This window comes from Sinorhizobium sp. (assembly GCF_059070375.1).
The window spans coordinates 936,701-953,946 of the sequence record NZ_JCACWC010000003.1; the positions used below are offsets into that span (position 1 = coordinate 936,701).

Genomic DNA, 17,246 nt, shown 5'->3' on the forward strand with positions numbered 1-17,246 from the left:
CGAAGGCAGGAGGAAATGATGTCACTGAAATGGCTTTCGGGCGCGCTTGCAGCGATGACGCTGGCGGCATCGGCGGTGCCGTCTCAGGCTTTCACGCCTCTACCCCCGCGGGTTGCCGTCGAGAGCGCCGTCACGGACGTTCAGTACGCGCCGCGGCGCGGTTATTATCGGTATGGCGACTTCTATTACTATAACGGCTATCGTGGGTACCGCTATCAGCGGCCCGGCTATCGCTATTACCGCGGTTGGTGGTACCCGGGGGCTGCCTTCCGACCCGGCATCGTGATCGAGCGCCGTCCCGCCGTTCGCCCGCCGGTGCGCTACGGCAGCCGGCATATCCAATGGTGCTATGATCGCTATCGCTCTTACAGGGCTTACGACAACAGCTATCAGCCTTATAACGGCCCCCGCCGGCAGTGCTATTCTCCCTATAGCTGAACGGTCCGCTTCGCTCAAATAATGCCGATGCGCTTGAGCACGAGCCAGGCAACGCCCATCGACGACGCAATGAACATTCCCGCAAAAACGGTGCCGCTGCCCTCGGAGAAGGGTAGCGCCCCCGTGTTCATGCCGAAAAAGCCGGTCACCAGCGTCGGCGGCAGAAGGAAGGCTGTCATCAGCGAGAGGATATAGATATGGCGGTTCGTTTCCGAGGAAATCTTGCTGTCGATTTCCTCGTGCAGCAGCCGTGCGCGTTCCTGAAGAGCGAACACATCGCGGTCGACGGATTCCAGCCGATCGGAGAGCCTCTCGGTCACGTCGATGAAGCCCGGCGGCACCTCATCCTCTTCCAGTGCCCCGGCCCGGCGCAGCAGGGCGAGCACGGTCCTTAAGTGCCGGTGCAGCCGCACGACGGTCCGTCGCAAGGGCGCCAGCCCCGGCTGTTTCCTGTGTCCCGCCTCGCCATAGACATGGTCCTCGATGATGTTCAATTCCTCCGTCAATTCGAGCACCAGCGTGATCAGGGTGCGCTGGAACTCGACGACGAGCATTTCGAAGAGATCGATCGGGCGGCTGCATTTGGAGCTCTTTTCCACGGCCGCCTTCACCCGGTCGATGCTCCTTAGCGGATGCAGGCGCGTGGTGATGATCATCCGGTCGCTGACGGCGAAATGAAGCCAGCCGATCGTCTGCGTCACCGCGTCGAATGTCCGCTCGAAATCGACCAGCGTGCCGTGCACGACATCATCCGCGACCGTGATCGCCGCCTGCGTGTCGTGGCTCGTAAGGGTCGCGATTGCCTCCTGCGGAAGATTGCCGATGCGCTCGATCAGCGCCGGTGTGCGCGCGTCGCTGAGCGCGAGGTGCAACCAGACCCAGTCTTCGCCTGCCTTAAGGCTTTCAACGGGCGAATCGGCAGCTATGCGCTGACACCGGCTTTCGCCCGGTGCGAACCGGTAGGCCCAGACGAGGCCCGGTATTTCGGGTGAAATCAGGTTCATCGGAGTGCCTCGGCCCGGAGCGGCCGAGTCGGCTTCTATTCGCGGCCCATGACAGTTTTGTTACAGTTTCCCTGGCCGTAACCGCCAGCCGCCCGTGGCGAGTTGACGTTGACGTTCACGTAAAAATGATTAGTCTGCTGCGCATCTAAAAGGCGCCGGCTGCGGACGGCGGCGGATGCAGGGAGGAGCACCATGTACAAGGCACCGGTCGACGAGATCGCATTCACCCTGAAACACGTCGCCGGCCTGTCCGAGGTGCTCGACGCCGGGACGTTCGGCGAACTCGGCGAGGACCTTGTGGACGCGATCCTCGGCGAGGCCGGGCGCTTCGCCTCGGAAGAGGTGGCGCCGCTCGGCGAGGTGGGCGACCGGCAGGGATCGCGGCTCGTCGATGGCGCCGTCAAGACGCCGGAGGGCTGGCGGGAGCTCTACCGCAACTGGATCGCCGGCGGCTGGAACGGCCTGACGGCTCCGGAAGCTTTCGGCGGGCAGAACCTGCCGCATATGTTGCACGTCGCCGCCATGGAAATGTGGAACAGCGGCTCGATGGCCTTCGCCCTTGCGCCGACGCTTACCATGGGCGCCATCGAAGCGCTCGAGAAGCACGGCACCGACGCTCTGAAGGCGACCTTCCTGCCGAAGATGGTCTCGGGCGAATGGATGGGGACCATGAACCTGACCGAGCCGCATGCCGGCTCGGACCTCGGCGTGCTGAAGACCCGCGCCGAGCGCCGCGACGACGGTACCTATCGCATCCTGGGGCAGAAGATCTTCATCACCTGGGGCGAGCACGATTTCACCGACAATATCGTCCATCTGGTACTCGCGCGGCTGCCCGATGCGCCATCCGGAACGAAGGGCATTTCGCTGTTTCTCGTGCCGAAGTTCCTCGTCAACGAGGACGGTTCGCTTGGCGAGCGCAACGACGTTTTCTGCCACTCGCTGGAGCACAAGCTCGGCATCCACGGATCGCCGACCTGCACCATGATCTACGGGGACGGGAAATTCGGCCGCGAGAAGGGGGCGATCGGCTATCTGATCGGTGAGGAAAACCGCGGTCTCGCCTGCATGTTCACGATGATGAACAATGCGCGGCTCGCGGTCGGGATGCAGGGCGTCGCCATCGCGGAGGCCGCCACCCAGAAAGCGATCGCCTACGCCAAGGAGCGCACGCAGGGCCGCGCGCCGGGGTGGAGCGGCGACGGCATGAGTCCGATCATCGAGCATCCGGATATCGCCCGCACGCTGCTGACGATGAAAGCGCTGACGCAGGGATCGCGCGCCATCGCCTATGCCTGCGCCCACGCCGTCGACATGGCGCATGCCGCGCAAGGGGAGGACGCCCGCCACTGGCAGGAGCGTTCGAGCCTGCTGACGCCGATCGCCAAGTCCTTCGCCACCGACGCCGGCGTCGACGTCGCCTCGATGGGCATTCAGGTCCATGGCGGCATGGGCTTCATCGAGGAGACCGGGGCCGCGCGCTATCTGCGCGACGCCCGAATCGCGCCGATCTACGAAGGCACCAACGGCATTCAGGCGATCGACCTCGTCACCCGCAAGCTGACGCTCTCCGATGGCGCACAGGTGCGCGGCTTCGTCGCCGAACTCCGAGAGGTCGCCGCTGCCGCTGCCGCGTCGAACAGGGAAGGCTTCGGCGAGACGGCCGCACGGCTCGATGCGGCAATTGCGGATCTCGAAGGGGCGACCGACTGGCTGCTTTCGAGGCTTCGCGACGGAAAGCTCGCCGAGGCGCTCGCCGGCGCGACTGCCTATCAGCGCCTGTTCGGCCTCGTGCTGACCGGAGTTTATCTCGCCAAAGGCGGTCTTGCCGAAGCCGGTGACGGGAGGCAGGATCGGCGCGTTGCGCTTTGCCGCTTCGCAGCGGAAAATCTGCTCTCGGAGACGAGCGCGCTCAAGGACCGTGTCGTCAACGGGGCGGAAAGTCTCGCCGCAGCCCGTTCCATACTCGACTGAGGGAAACCCATGACCGACCACGTGCTCGTCGAACGGCCGGAAGCCTATCCCGGCGTTCAGCTTATCCGGTTCAATCGGCCGGAGAAGAAGAACGCCATCACGCGCCAGATGTACGCCAGGATGACGGAGGCGCTGACCGCCGCCGGAACGGATCCCGCCATCCGCGCGATGGCATTCCTCGGAACGGAAGGGTGCTTCTCGGCCGGCAACGACATGGCCGACTTCCTCGCTTTCGCCATGGGGGGCAGCATGGGGGACGAGGTTTTGGACTTCCTGCGGGCGCTTGCCGGCGCGACGAAACCGATCGTTTCCGGCGTAGACGGACTGGCCATCGGCATCGGCACGACGATCCACCTCCATTGCGACCTGACGGTCGCCTCGGCCCGCTCGGTGTTCAAGACCCCGTTCGTCGATCTGGCGCTCGTTCCGGAAGCGGCCTCAAGCCTGAGCGCTCCGCGCATCATGGGCCATCAGCGCGCCTTTGCCCTGCTTGCTGCCGGCGAGCCGCTCGACGCGGCCGGTGCGCGCGAGGCGGGGCTTATCTGGAAGATCGTGGAAGAGACCGCCGTCGAGGAGGAAACGCTATCAGCTGCAGCGCGCCTGGCAAAAAAACCGCCGGAAGCGCTGCGCATCGCCCGCGACCTCATTCGCGGCGATCGCAGCGATGTGCTTGCCCGGATCGAGGAGGAGGCGAAGCATTTTGCCGCGCAATTGAAAAGCGCCGAGGCGCGCGCCGCGTTCGAGGCCTTCATGCGCCGGTAGGCGGCAATTCGCCAGGTCGCTTCCAGCCATCGCGACTTTGCATGGATCAATTTTAATCGCTTCTTAAATAGCTCCCGCTAGCGTCCAGCCGCAGTAGGTCTCCCTCGGCGCCGCAGGAATTGTGCGGCACGCGAGACCCCCGGCCGCATGAAGCATTGCCGGCTCCGCCTTTGCGGCATGTCCCATCGTTTTCCCGCCGTCCTTCAAGTCGCTCAGCGGCCGATCCGTCGCGCCCGGGAAGATCATCGCGAGCTCATCCCGGCGGCGTTGCCGCCTCTTTCAGGGAGCCCCACCTTGTCCAAACGATCGAATCTCATGACGCGCATTCTCGTTGCCGCGTCCTGCGTCGTCGTCGGCGCCTTTGCAGGCTTTTCCGTCTATATCGACAGCCTCCAGCGCGCCACGACCACGAAAGCAGTGGAGGAGGATATCGCTTCCTCCGGAAATCAGGCGGCGCAGAGCGTCGCCAACTGGCTGAACGGCCGTGTGACGCTGACCGCGATGGCGGCGGACGCTGCCGGCCGGGTGGCTGACGAAGCGGCCATTCAGGGCGTCCTGAAGAACGACGTGCTGACCGGCGAATTCATCTCCACCTATGTCGGCGACGAGAGCGGCCGGTTCATGATCTGGCCGGATTCGAAGATGCCCGACGGCTACGATCCGCGCCAGCGCCCCTGGTATCAGCAGGCGGTGAAAGCCGATGCACGCGTCCTCACCGAACCCTATGTGGACGCGTCGAGCGGCGACCTGATCATCAGCGCCGCTGTGCCGGTGAAGCACGAAGGCAAGCTTTACGGTGTGACCGGCAGCGATTTCTCGCTGAAGGCCCTCGTTTCCATGGTCAACGGCATCGATGTCGGCGGCGAAGGCTTTGCGTTCCTTGCCAACAAGGACGGCCAGATACTGGTTCATCCGAATGCCAAGCTCGTGACGAAGACGCTCGCCGACGCCTTCCCGGCGGATACGCCGGCGATCGGCACCGGGATCATGCACACCGAACTCGACGGCAAGCCGATGCTCGTGAGCTTCGTGCCGGTGAAGGGGCTCCCGTCGGTCGAATGGTATGTCGGCTTCGCGCTCGATGCGGATGTCGCCTATTCGGCGATCAGCCAGTTCCGCGTCGCCGCGACGATCGCCACGATCCTGGCGGTCGGCGCCATGATCGCCTTCCTCGCGACGCTTCTGAGCCGCCTCGTCATCCGTCCGGTAACCGACATGACCGGCGCCATGGAGAAGCTCGCAGCCGGCAGTCTCGACGTTACGATTCCGGGTGAGGAGCGGCGCGACCAGATCGGGTCGATGGCGGCGGCCGTCGCCGTTTTCCGCGCCAATGCGGTCGAACGGAAGCGCCTGGAAGACGAGGCCGATTTAAACCGGTCGCTTTCGGAGCGCGAGCGCCTCGAGCGCGAGGCGCAGAAGACCCGCGACGCAGCCGAGGTTCAGCATGCGGTCGATGCGCTGGCAACGGGTCTCGGACGGCTGGCCGACGGCGATCTCGCCTATCGGATCGGCAGTCCCTTTGCCGATCGCCTGGATCGCCTCCGGGAAGACTTCAACAATTCGGTCGCCAAGCTGCACGACGCGCTTTGCGCCGTCGGGGCGAATGCCCGCGCGATCGACGCGGGTGCGAGCGAAATCCGTTCGGCCGCCGACGACCTCGCACGCCGCACCGAACAGCAGGCGGCATCCGTCGAAGAAACGGCCGCTGCGCTCGAGGAGATCACCACGACCGTCCGCGATTCCGCCCACCGGGCCGAGGAAGTCGGTGCGCTGGTCGCCCGTACCCGTGCCGGTGCGGAAAAATCCGGGGAAGTGGTGCAGAATGCGGTTGAGGCCATGCATGCCATCGAGAAATCATCAGGAGAAATCTCGAACATTATCGGCGTCATCGACGACATCGCCTTCCAGACCAATCTCCTGGCGCTGAATGCCGGCGTCGAAGCGGCACGGGCAGGCGAGGCGGGCAAGGGTTTCGCGGTCGTCGCCCAGGAGGTGCGCGAGCTCGCTCAACGCTCGGCCAATGCGGCCAAGGAAATCAAGGCGCTGATCACGACCTCCGGCGAGCAGGTGCATTCGGGCGTGACGCTGGTCGGCGATACCGGACGGGCGCTGCAGGCGATCGTCGCCGAGGTGCAGGAGATCAACAAGCACGTAAGCGCAATCGTGACCGCGACTCGCGAGCAGTCGACCGGTCTCCAGGAGATCAACACGGCCGTCAACACGATGGACCAGGGCACGCAGCAGAACGCCGCGATGGTCGAGCAGCAGACGGCCGCCAGTCACGGTCTCGCATCCGAGGCAGCGGCGCTCAACGCGCTGCTCTCCCAGTTCATACTGGGCGAGACGCAAGCGGCCTCTTACCAGGCCGCGAGCCGCCGCCGCGCGGCCTGACGGCAATCCCGGGGAACGTGCAGCGGTTTCCGTGGAACAGCTTGAACCAACAAGGCCCGGTTCGTCGCCGGGCCTTTTTCATTTTTCGAGCGTCGCTACCGTTTCCACATGCGCCGACCAGAGGAACTGGTCGATCGGCGTCACCCCGGTAATGCGATAACCGGCTGCGGTCAGTATCGAAAGGTCCCTCGCCAGGCTCACCGGATTACAGGAGACGGCGGCGACCTTCTTCACGCCGGATCGGGCAAGCTCGTGGCATTGCGTTTCGGCGCCGGCCCGGGGCGGGTCGAAGACCACGGCGTCGAAGGCTTTCAATTCCTGCGCCATCATCGGCCGGCGGAAAAGATCGCGCTTCTCGGCGGTCACCGGCTTCAGCCCCTGGGTGTTGCGTGCGGCGAAATCCAGCGCCTTCACGGCCCTGTCGTCGCCTTCGACCGCGTGAACGCGTGCCGTTCGTGCGATCCTCAGCGCAAAAGTGCCGATGCCGGCGAAAAGATCGGCAACGCGCTTCGCCTTGCCGACGTGAGCCAGCACCAGCTTCGCCATCGCGTCTTCGGCAGGCCGTGTCGCCTGAGTGAAGGCGCCGGGCGGCGGCAAAACCGTCACACCGCCGAAATCGATGGCGGGCTTGATCGGCTCGACGACGATCTCGCCGTTCAAGCTGACGCGCGCGATGCCTCGCTCGCCAAGAACGGCATCGACGGTCGAGCGCCGCTGCGGGTCGCTGAGTTTCACCCCCTCGAAGGCGAGATCGAGGCCCGTATCGGTTTCGAGCACGGTGATACGGAACGGTTCGGCGCTCGACGCCATGGCCGCGGCGATCTTGCGGATGGTCGCCAGCCGCGAGACGATGCCCGGGCTGGTGATCGGACATTCGCCGATCGAAACGATATGATGGCTCTGCATCTGGTTATAGCCGAGCAGCAGTTCCTTTTCCGTCCGCCGGGCGGTGAAAACGGCACGGCGGCGATCGCCGGGCCGTGCGATGATCAGCGGGGCGACCTCCGGCGTCAGTCCCTTCGACCTCAAGGCGTCGATGACGAGATTGCGCTTGAAGGCGTGGTAGAGCGCGTCGGATGCGTGCTGCAGCGTGCAGCCGCCGCACGTCCCGTTGACACCGTCCGGCCCGAAATGCCGGCATGGCGGCTCGACCCGCTCCGGGGAGGCCTCCTTCAGCGATATCAGCGTGCCGCTCGCCTTGTTGACCGCGAGCGAGACGGTCTCGCCGGGGAGCGTGAACGGCGCAAAGACGAGACCGGCTTCTGTCCGAACGACGCCGTCGCCTTGGGCGCCGAGACGATCGATGGTCACGATCCCGGTGCTCATGGCTTGCGCCCCGCCAGAAGAAATTCGCTGTTGCCGTCACCGCCGGCAATGGGCGAGGGGATCAGGCCGAGGCTTCGCCAGCCCATGTCTTCGACAAGCCACCGCTCGAGTTCGGCTGCCACCGCCGGAGCGCTCTCCGGATCCTTCAGCAGCCCGGCCTTGCTGATCGCATCGCGGCCGGCCTCGAACTGCGGCTTGACGAGCAGGATGCAGCAGGCGCCCGGTTCCGCCAGGCCGAGGGCCGGCGGCAGCGCCAGCTTCAGCGAGATGAAGGAGACATCCGAGACGATGAAATTGATGGCGCGTTCACCGACGTCGCCGCGCGTCATGGACCGGGCATTCAGGCCTTCGATGTTCGTCACGCGCGGGTCTTCGGCGACGCGCGGATGTATCTGACCGTGGCCGACATCGACGGCGACCACATGCGCGGCGCCGCGCTTCAGCAGCACCTCGGTAAAGCCGCCGGTCGAGGCCCCGACGTCGAGACAGGTCTGCTCCGATGGATCGAGGCCGAAGTGATCGAGCGCCGCGACGAGTTTCAGTGCCGCACGCGAAACATAATCCTGCGCCGGATCGTCAATGGTGAGCGTAACGCTTTGCGCGAAGGTCGAGGCCGGCTTGGTCACGGTGCGGCCGTCGACCTTCACGGTTCCCCGCTGGATCGCGTCGCGTGCGCGTGCGCGGCTGGCCACCAAGCCCCTGTTCAGGAGCAATTGATCGAGGCGGATCGTCATCTGTGTATCTTGGGACATGGGTCGTCATCGCGCGTCCCGCCGCGCAATGCAAGCGAACTCTTGGACGGCTCAGCCGGCGGCGCCGAGGCCGACGCCGTGCTTCTGGCCGAGCGCCTTGAAGACGGTGGATACGATGCCGGCGCGGTCGAGGCCGGCACGGGCGTACATCGCTTCCGGTTTTGCCTGCTCCATCCATATGTCGGGCATGACCATGGGGCGTACCTTGAGGTCGCCGTCGAGGAGGCCTTCTTCCGCGAGGAACTGCAGCACGTGGCTTGCGAAGCCACCGACCGCCCCTTCCTCGATGGTGATCAGAACCTCGTGATGGCGGGCAAGCTGACGGATCAGATCATGATCGAGCGGCTTGGCGAAGCGGGCGTCGGCGACGGTCGTCGAGAGGCCGGCTGCATCCAGGTCTTCCGCCGCCAGCAGACAGTCGGCGAGACGTGTGCCGAAGGAAAGCAGCGCCACCTTGCTTCCCTGCTTGACGATCCGGCCCTTGCCGATCGCAAGAATCTCGCCGCGCTCCGGCAACTCGACGCCGACCCCTTCGCCGCGCGGATAGCGAAACGAAATCGGACCCTCGTCGTAGGCCGCGGCGGTGCGCACCATATGCTTCAGCTCCGCCTCGTCGGCCGCCGCCATGACGACGAAGCCCGGCAGTGTCGCCAGATAGGTCGTGTCGAAGGAGCCGGCATGGGTCGGCCCGTCGGCGCCGACGAAGCCGGCGCGGTCGATCGGAAAGCGAACCGGCAGACCCTGGATGGCCACGTCGTGGACAACCTGGTCATAGGCGCGTTGCAGGAAGGTGGAATAAAGCGCCGCAAAGGGTTTGTATCCTTCCGCCGCAAGGCCGGCGGCGAAAGTCACGGCATGCTGCTCGGCTATGCCGACATCGAAGCAGCGCGAGGAATGCACCGAGGCGAACTTGTCGAGGCCCGTCCCGGACGGCATGGCGGCAGTGATCGCAACGATCTTGTCGTCGAGGGTCGCCTCCTGCGTGAGCGCGTCCGCGAAGACGGAAGTATAGGCGGGGGCGTTGGGCTTCGCTTTCGCCTGAGCCCCGGTAATCACGTCGAATTTGTTGACGCCGTGATACTTGTCGGCCGCGGCTTCGGCTGGCGGGTAGCCCTTGCCCTTCTGCGTGACGACATGGATCAGGACCGGGCCTTTCGCATTGTCGCGAACGTTGCGCAGGACCGGAAGCAGGTGGTCGAAGGAGTGTCCGTCGATCGGGCCGATATGGTAGAAACCCATCTCCTCGAAGAGCGTGCCGCCGGTGACGTAGCCCCGGGCATGCTCCACCGCGCGGGTGATCGCCCGGTCGACGGTCTTGCCGAGATAGGCGGTGAGTTTCTTGCCGACCTCGCGAATGCCCATATAGGTCCGCCCGGAGGCGAGCCGCGCCAGATAGGCGCTCATCGCGCCCGTCGGTGGTGCGATCGACATGTCGTTGTCGTTGAGAATGACGATGAGGCGCGCATCGAGCGCGCCGGCATTATTGAGCGCTTCGAAGGCCATCCCGGCCGACATCGCGCCGTCGCCGATCACCGCGATCACATTGCGGCTCTTGCCGTCGAGTTCGGCGGCGACAGCCATGCCGAGACCGGCCGAGATCGAGGTCGAGGAGTGCGCTGCGCCGAAGGGGTCGTATTCGCTTTCCGCCCGCCGGGTGAAGCCCGAGAGCCCGTCTTCCTGGCGCAACGTGCGGATGCGATCGCGCCGGCCGGTCAGGATCTTGTGCGGATAGCACTGGTGTCCGACATCGAAGATCAAGCGGTCATGCGGCGTGTCGAAGATCTTGTGGATGGCGATCGTCAGTTCGACGACGCCGAGGCCCGCGCCCAGATGTCCACCGGTGCGCGACACGGCATCGACCATCTCGGCACGCAATTCGGCCGCCAGCTGCGGCAGGTCCCTGTCGTCGATCTTCTTCAGATCGTCGGGATATTCGACCTTATCGAGCAGGGGAGTTGCCGGCATCGGATTGGTTGGCAGTTGTGTCACGCTGCATGCCTCATGCGCGCCGGAGCTAGGCGCGCGCATTGTTGTTGGGTCGTCGGAACGGCTCTTTCTTAGAGGTAATCGCCGTTGAATGCAAAATTAGGCTTTCCTGCGGCTTCAACCAAGAGCGGGATGAGGAAAACCTGCGCGGTTTTCCGCCGCATCGCGAACCAATGCCTGAAAACGAGCTTAACGGGGTCAGCTTGCGGGCAAGGGTATGAACTCTTCCTCGTCTCCCGGCACGATATCGAAGCGTCCCGTGCGCCATTCTTCCTTTGCCTTGTCGATCCGCTCCTTGGAGGAGGAAACGAAGTTCCACCAGATATGGCGCGGCGAGCCGAGCGCTGCTCCGCCGAAGAGCATCACGTGACAGCCTGCAGGCCCCGCGGTGATGGTGATTTCGTCGCCGGGACGAAAGACGAGCAGTTGATTGTCGTCGAAATGGTCGCCGGCGATGATCGCTTCGCCGGCAAGGATGTAGAGCGCGCGCTCTTCCCAGTTGGCCGCGAACGGCGCGCTCTTGCCGGGCTCGATCATCAGGTCGACATAGATCGTATCGGTAAAGGTGGAGACGGGCGAAGCCGCCCCTTCGAACTGACCGATGACGACGCGCGCGCGAACCCCGCCATCGGCAAGATGCGGCAGCATGCGTTCCTCGGTATGCGCGAAGACCGGATCGATCTCCTCCATGGCGTCGGGCAGCGCCAGCCAGGTCTGCAGTCCTGAAAGAGAGCGTTCGTGCCCGCGCTGGTTTTCCGGCGAGCGCTCCGAATGCACGATGCCGCGCCCGGCGGTCATAAGGTTCACGTCGCCCGGGCGAATGACCATTTCGGTGCCGAGGCTGTCGCGGTGCTTGATCTCGCCGTCGAACAGGTAGGTGACGGTCGAAAGGCCGATATGCGGATGCGGGCGGACGTCGATCGCCTGGCCGGCACGCAGCAGCGCCGGGCCCATCCGGTCGAAGAAGATGAAAGGACCGACGAGCCGGCGTTTTGCCGTCGGCAGCGCCCGCCTGACCTGCAGGCCGCCGATATCGCTGGTACGCGGGATGATCAGATGCTCGATTGCGTCGCAGGCGGGCTTGTCGCCGGCGAGCGGATCGGGACCGGGAAAGAAGGACATGGCAGGCGCTCCGGTTGATGGCATTCACTGAAGATTACCGTCAGTGCTTCCGGTTCGGTAGCGGCAATCGGGAGACGGAGTGTTTCTGTTTGGAGTCCCGCAAGCGGGTTTGCACCGATGCGTGCCGCTTGTCCCTTCGCCCCGCCTGCGGGGAGGGCCGGCAGGCCGGATGAGGGGCGAATCTCGCCTGGAATGAAGACTACTCCGCGTCGAGCGGCTCGACTCCCTGCGGCCGGCCGGCGCGGTCGAGGCGGATCTTTTCGATACGGTCCTCTGCCGCCTTCAACAGGGCCTCGCAGTGCTTCTTCAGGGCCTCGCCGCGCTCGTAGATCTCGATCGATTTGTCGAGTGCGACGTCGCCGCGTTCAAGCGCCGAAACGATACGTTCCAATTCCTCGACGGCCTGCTCGAAGGAGAGGGCGGAAACGTCCGGTTGCGCATTGTTGTTCATGAATTACCCTCTCATCAATCTCAGAATATGCAGGCCGGCCGACTCGGCCAGGCCCTGCAAGTCATAGCCGCCTTCGAGCAGGCTGACGATGCGGTTGCCGGCGCTCCTGCCGGCAACGTCAATGAGACGACCCGTCGCCCAGTCGAAATCTTCGCCGACCAGATTGATCTGGGCCAATGGATCGCGGTGGTGGGCGTCGAAGCCGGCGGAAATCAGAAGAAAGTCGGGCCGAAAATTTTCAAGCGCGGGCAGTACGCGCGAACGGAAGGCATCTCGGAAATGCTCGCTGCCGCTGTTGGGCGAAATCGGCGCATTGACGACATTGTTCCTGACGCCCGTCTCGTCCTTGGCACCGGTGCCGGGATAGAGCGGTATCTGATGCGTGGAGCAGAAGAGCACCGACGGGTCGTCCCAGAAAATGTCCTGTGTGCCGTTGCCGTGGTGGACGTCCCAGTCGACGATGGCAACGCGTTCGGCACCATGCGCCGTCTGCGCGTGGCGCGCGGCGATCGCTACATTGTTGAAAAAGCAGAAGCCCATGGCCCTGTTCTTCTCGGCATGGTGGCCGGGCGGGCGGGCTGCGACGAAGGCATTGTCCGCTTCCCCGGCGAAGACCGCGTCGACAGCCGCCACAGCACCGCCGATGCCGGTCAACGCGGCCTCAAGGCTTTGCGGGCCTGCATAGGTATCGGCCTCGAGCTGGTTGATGTCCTCGTCCGGGATGTCCCGCTTGATTCGCAGCAGGTGCTCTTCCGTGTGGGCGAGCAACACCAGATTTTCGTCACCCTTCGATGCCTCGACCCGCTCCAGATCCGCGAAATTCGGATGCTCCAACGCAAGATTCAAGGCCTTCAGCCGATCCGGCCGTTCGGGGTGCCCTTCCGGGACCTGGTGCTTCAGGAAGACCGGATTTTCGTAGAGATGCGTGGTCATCCGGCGAAACTAGTGCGCATGCCTGTCAAAATCCATGGCGCGCGACGCGAAACTGCCGATTTTCAACAGCGCGGATCGAGCAGGATCTTGCCGTCGCGATCCGGGTCGGCCTGATGCGCAAGGGCGTCGGCGAGCCTGCTCAAGGGGTAGGTGGCGGCAACAGGGCTGGCAAAGAGGCCGCTCTGCAGCCCGGCGAAGCTGCGCAGGAAAGCGGCTTCGAGTGCCTCCCGGCCGGCGGAATGCACCCAGGTTCTCAGCCAAAGAAAGGCGAAACGTATGTCGGGCCGGCCGCTGATCGCCGTCTGAGGCACGGGTGCGCCGCTGAGCGCTCCATACTGGATGAAGGTTCCGCCGGGGCGAATGGACCGCCCGATCAGCTCGCCCGCCAGCGCGCCGCCGACGGCATCCAGCACCGCATCGAATTGGCTGTCCATGAGGAGATCGCCGCTCTCGGCCACCAGGATCCGGTGTGCCTCGCCGAGACGGCCGCGTCTCCTCTCGCTGCGAAGCATGGCCGTCGGCACCGCGCCTTCGAGCGCAAGCAGCTTCATCAGCATGCCGCCGATGGCAGAGCCCGCAGCGGTCACGCCGACATCCATGCCCTCGAGCGATCCGAAATGCTCCCGCAGCGCTTCGACAAGCCTCAACGCCGTTAGCGGATTGACATAGCTCATCGCCGCCTGCGCGTCTTCGATCCCGTCCGGCACGCGAAAGCACCATTCGGCGGGGCGGAGGAGGAATTGCTGCCAAAGCCCGCACGCGCCGATCGGGACGACCCGATCTCCGGCCTTGATGACTTGCACGTCCGGCCCGACGCGCCTGACGATGCCGACGCCCTCGAAGCCGGGGACGAAAGGCAGGACGGTGCGCGCGCTGTAGGCGCCCGTAACGGGGATCAGGTCCGAAGGATTGATTGCCGCGAGCGATATTTCGATCTCGACTTCGCCCGCGCCTGCGGCAGGGCGGGGTGCGTCCACGAGCTCGATGACTTGTCCGGGGTCGCCAAACTGTCTAACGAGTGTGGAGCGCATCGGGGAGCCTCGCATGGACGGCACAGAGCGGGAAAATGTCACGGAAGTCCGCATTCCGTTCCGCGATATAGACATGCACGGCCATATGCACAATGCGGCCTATTATGCGCATGCGGAGGCCGCACTTGCCAATCTCTGGCGGCACCGGCCGGCAATTGCGGAAGAACCGGCCTATCTCGTCCGCCGCTCCGCCTGCATCTTCCATCGTGGTCTGCGCTTCGACGATCCCGCGCGCTTTACGGTGACCGTCGCGAAGATCGGCGGCAGCTCCATAGGTTTTGCCGTGCGCGTCGAGACCGGCGACAAACTTGCCGCCGAGGTGGAGATCGTCTGGGTGGCCGTCGACCGTGCCCGCCATCAACCGGTACAGGTGCCGGCCCCAACCCGGGAATGGCTCGCCGGCTATGCCGCCTGATCCGGTCTGTAGCTGCTGAAGTGGGCGGCGATCCCCATGCCGCCGCCGATGCCCATCATGGCCAGCCCTTCCGCCGGGGAGGAGGCCGCGAACATCTGCGAGAACAGCCGGACGACGAGAATGGCGCCGGAAGCACCATAAGGGTGGCCGAGCGCGATCGCGCCGCCGTCGCTGTTGACGCGTTCGGGTGCGATATCGAGCTGGTCGAGGCTCCCGAGAACCTGCGAGGCGAAGGCCTCGTTGAATTCGATGAAATCGACGCAGGCCACATCGAGCGCGGGATTGCGCGCGCGAAGCTTCGCCATGGCGGGGACGGGGCCAAGGCCGAGCAGCTTCGGTTCGACGCCGGCCGTCGCCGCATCGGCGAAGACGAGACCGAAGGCGACGCCGCGCCTGCGCGCCTCCGCGAGGTTCGTCATCAGTACCATCGCCGCGCCGTCATTGACCGGGCATGCATTTCCGGCGGTGACGGTGCCGCCAGCAACGAAAACCGGCCTCAGTCGCGAGAGCGTCTCGGCAGATGCGTTTGCGCGAGGGCACTCATCCCTTGCGACAGGCCCTGATGATGTCGGCACGGGCACGATCTCGCGCGAGAACCGGCCCGCCGCTTCGGCCGCGACGGCGCGTCGGTGGCTTTCGAGCGCAAACCGGTCCTGCCGCTCACGCGAGATGCCGCAGGCCGCGGCGACGTTCTCCGCTGCAACGCCCATATCCGGATCGCCGATCGAATCGGGGGCCATCCGCGCGCGCTGGACCGGCTGTGGCTCTTCGCCGCGCGTGAGCGGGGGCCGAAGGCGGATATGTGCGCGACTGGCGCTCTCGGTGCCTCCGGCAAGATAGAAACGACCCGCGCCGGCCTGGATCTGCCGAGCCGCAAGGACGATCGCCTCGAGCCCGGAGCCGCATTGACGGTCGACGGTGACGCCCGGAATTGCGACGGGCAATCCTGCCTCCAGCGCGGCGAGACGTGCGAGATTGCCGGCACTGTTGGCGGCATTGCCGACGATCACGTCGTCGATCTCTTTCCGGTCGATGCCGGTATCCGCAATGATCCTTTCGATCAGCAAGGCGGCAAGGCTTGCAGGCTCGATCGCGGCAAGGCTGCCGTTGACGCGGCCGACCGGCGTTCGCAGTGCGGCGATGACGACCGGGGTGCGATCGGGGTCAGAGGAGGCGTTCAAGGGCACTGTTCTCCTCCGCGATCCATTGCCGAAGCTCTCCCGCCGCGACCTTGCCGGAGGCGGTCATCGGCATCTTCCGGCAGAGCCATATCCTGCGCGGGCGCTTGTAGCGCGGCAGGGCGGCGGCAAGATGACGTTCGAGTGCCGCATGGTCGAATCCGGCGCCGGGCTCGATCACCGCCGCAAGCTCGCTGCCGAGATCCGGATGATCGAGACCGAAGACAAGGGCCGTGTTCACGCCGCCGGCTCCCTGGATCACGATCTCCACCTCCGATGGATAGATGTTGTTCCCGCCCGAGACCACCATCCCGCCCGCCCGGCCGATGAGGTGCAGCGTGCCGCCCTCGTCAAGGAAACCGAGGTCGCCGACCGTCGCGAGCTTTCCTTGCCGGCGGAATCCCGCTCCGTCGCCGCCCGCGATGTAACCGTCGGATATGAGCTCGCTTTCGACGAAGATCGTGCCCGTTTCTCCTGCGGGAAGGCGCTCGCCTTTCTCGTCCCGGATCTCCAGGCGAACGCCGGGAAAGGCCTTTCCGACTGCGGTCGGCGTGTGCCTGTCCGTCGGCCGGGAAACGCTGATGAAGCCGAGTTCCGAGGCGCCGTAATATTCCGTGACCTGAGCCTCCGGAAAAGCCGGTGTCGCCGCTTCCCGATCCGCCGGCGTGAGCTTGGCTCCGGCGACGGTAATCCGTCTGACCGATGTCAACGGCGAACCGGCCGCGCGCTCGCAGAGCCGCCGCAGCATCGTCGGCACCAGCACCAGCCGTTTCGCTCCGGTGGCCGCGATCGTGGCTAAAGCCTGATCCGCCTCGAAGTGCCGAGCGCCCACGAATTCCGCTCCGGCCGTCAGGGTCTCCGCGAGCGCGTAAAGCGTCAGGCCGTGCGCCAACGGTCCCGGCGCGTAAGTCGTCGTCTCCGGCCCGAGCCCGAAAAAGCTCTGCCCGGTCTCAAGGCTCACCCGCCAGGACCGGCGGTCGCGGATGATCGCCTTCGGATCGCCTGTCGTGCCCGAGGTGAAGACCACGAGAAACGGATCACCGCCGCAGCCGGCGGGGATTGCGGGCAGAGCATCGGAGGCGCCTTGCAGCAGACGGCTTTGTCCTGCCGACGGCACGTCGATGCGCAAGAGATCGCGTTCGGCGCGGATGACGATCTCCGGCCGCAGGCGCTCTTTCATCCGTTGGCGCGCGGTCTCGGGCAGATGCGGGTCGATCAGGGCGGCGCAATGGCCGGCCGCGGTCGCGGCAATGAAAGCGGCGGGAAAAAGCGGGTGATTTCCCGTTTCGAGCGCGACCAGCCGCACGCGCCCGGAAAGTATGCCTTCTTCTGTCGCCTGTGCACCTGAGCGGTGGATGGCCGAGAGGATGCGTCCGGCCTCCGCGGCAAGGTCGCCAAAGGTGAAAACCCGGCCTTCCATGCGGAAGGCCGGGGAATACGGGCGTTCGCTCGCATGGATCGCGATTGCCTCGGAGAGCGGCAC

General features: G+C 65.2%; 15 protein-coding genes. 5 read left to right on the forward strand and 10 right to left on the reverse strand.

Annotated elements, in window-relative coordinates; genetic code table 11:
* Window positions 1-18: 18 nt before the first annotated feature.
* Entirely contained in the window at window positions 19-438 is a 420-nt protein-coding gene (locus AC5J09_RS16490; protein ID WP_275596647.1) for a BA14K family protein, read from the forward strand.
* A 14-nt stretch (window positions 439-452) separates the two neighbouring features.
* On the opposite strand, the gene AC5J09_RS16495 is transcribed toward AC5J09_RS16490, so the two are convergent.
* Window positions 453-1,442, reverse strand: a complete 990-nt coding sequence (locus tag AC5J09_RS16495; RefSeq protein ID WP_494298027.1) for a transporter — start codon at window positions 1,440-1,442, stop codon at window positions 453-455.
* 192 nt (window positions 1,443-1,634) lie between these two features.
* Between AC5J09_RS16495 and AC5J09_RS16500 the strand changes: the two genes are divergently transcribed.
* The 3 genes from AC5J09_RS16500 to mcpU all read left to right on the forward strand — a co-directional run bounded on the left by AC5J09_RS16500 (window position 1,635) and on the right by mcpU (window position 6,569).
* A complete protein-coding gene (locus AC5J09_RS16500) occupies window positions 1,635-3,416 on the forward strand; it encodes an acyl-CoA dehydrogenase family protein (RefSeq protein WP_494298028.1) in 1,782 nt (593 codons plus the stop codon).
* 9 nt (window positions 3,417-3,425) lie between these two features.
* Window positions 3,426-4,178: a crotonase/enoyl-CoA hydratase family protein gene (locus tag AC5J09_RS16505; RefSeq protein WP_100669201.1), complete on the forward strand. Its 753-nt coding sequence runs from the start codon at window positions 3,426-3,428 to the stop codon at window positions 4,176-4,178.
* 294 nt (window positions 4,179-4,472) lie between these two features.
* Window positions 4,473-6,569: a methyl-accepting chemotaxis protein McpU gene (mcpU, locus tag AC5J09_RS16510; RefSeq protein WP_494298029.1), complete on the forward strand. Its 2,097-nt coding sequence runs from the start codon at window positions 4,473-4,475 to the stop codon at window positions 6,567-6,569.
* 78 nt (window positions 6,570-6,647) lie between these two features.
* On the opposite strand, the gene AC5J09_RS16515 is transcribed toward mcpU, so the two are convergent.
* The 7 genes from AC5J09_RS16515 to AC5J09_RS16545 form a co-directional block, all read right to left on the reverse strand.
* Window positions 6,648-7,895: a class I SAM-dependent RNA methyltransferase gene (locus AC5J09_RS16515; protein ID WP_494298030.1), complete on the reverse strand. Its 1,248-nt coding sequence runs from the start codon at window positions 7,893-7,895 to the stop codon at window positions 6,648-6,650.
* A complete protein-coding gene (locus AC5J09_RS16520) occupies window positions 7,892-8,647 on the reverse strand; it encodes a TlyA family RNA methyltransferase (protein ID WP_275596643.1) in 756 nt (251 codons plus the stop codon). Before AC5J09_RS16520 ends, AC5J09_RS16515 begins: the two co-directional genes overlap by 4 nt.
* A gap of 51 nt (window positions 8,648-8,698) precedes the next feature.
* The gene (gene dxs, locus AC5J09_RS16525; RefSeq protein ID WP_494298917.1) at window positions 8,699-10,612 is read right to left on the reverse strand and encodes a 1-deoxy-D-xylulose-5-phosphate synthase; all 1,914 of its coding nucleotides are present in this window, start codon (window positions 10,610-10,612) and stop codon (window positions 8,699-8,701) included.
* Window positions 10,613-10,831: 219 nt separating this feature from the next.
* The gene (locus AC5J09_RS16530) at window positions 10,832-11,755 is read right to left on the reverse strand and encodes a pirin family protein (RefSeq protein WP_100669193.1); all 924 of its coding nucleotides are present in this window, start codon (window positions 11,753-11,755) and stop codon (window positions 10,832-10,834) included.
* A 199-nt stretch (window positions 11,756-11,954) separates the two neighbouring features.
* Window positions 11,955-12,206, reverse strand: coding sequence for an exodeoxyribonuclease VII small subunit (locus AC5J09_RS16535; RefSeq protein WP_003535810.1), 252 nt, complete (start codon window positions 12,204-12,206; stop codon window positions 11,955-11,957).
* A 3-nt stretch (window positions 12,207-12,209) separates the two neighbouring features.
* The gene (locus AC5J09_RS16540) at window positions 12,210-13,139 is read right to left on the reverse strand and encodes a histone deacetylase family protein (protein WP_494298031.1); all 930 of its coding nucleotides are present in this window, start codon (window positions 13,137-13,139) and stop codon (window positions 12,210-12,212) included.
* Window positions 13,140-13,201: 62 nt separating this feature from the next.
* Window positions 13,202-14,170 (reverse strand): zinc-dependent alcohol dehydrogenase family protein, encoded by a 969-nt coding sequence (locus AC5J09_RS16545; protein ID WP_494298032.1) that lies wholly within the window; start codon window positions 14,168-14,170, stop codon window positions 13,202-13,204.
* Window positions 14,171-14,183: 13 nt separating this feature from the next.
* Here AC5J09_RS16545 and AC5J09_RS16550 point away from each other — a divergent pair, with 13 nt between their 5' ends.
* Window positions 14,184-14,585 (forward strand): acyl-CoA thioesterase, encoded by a 402-nt coding sequence (locus AC5J09_RS16550; RefSeq protein WP_100669187.1) that lies wholly within the window; start codon window positions 14,184-14,186, stop codon window positions 14,583-14,585.
* Here the strand turns inward: AC5J09_RS16550 and AC5J09_RS16555 are convergent.
* Window positions 14,573-15,766, reverse strand: coding sequence for a thiolase family protein (locus AC5J09_RS16555; RefSeq protein WP_494298033.1), 1,194 nt, complete (start codon window positions 15,764-15,766; stop codon window positions 14,573-14,575). The genes AC5J09_RS16550 and AC5J09_RS16555 overlap by 13 nt on opposite strands.
* The gene (locus tag AC5J09_RS16560) at window positions 15,750-17,246 is read right to left on the reverse strand and encodes a class I adenylate-forming enzyme family protein (protein ID WP_494298034.1); all 1,497 of its coding nucleotides are present in this window, start codon (window positions 17,244-17,246) and stop codon (window positions 15,750-15,752) included. Before AC5J09_RS16560 ends, AC5J09_RS16555 begins: the two co-directional genes overlap by 17 nt.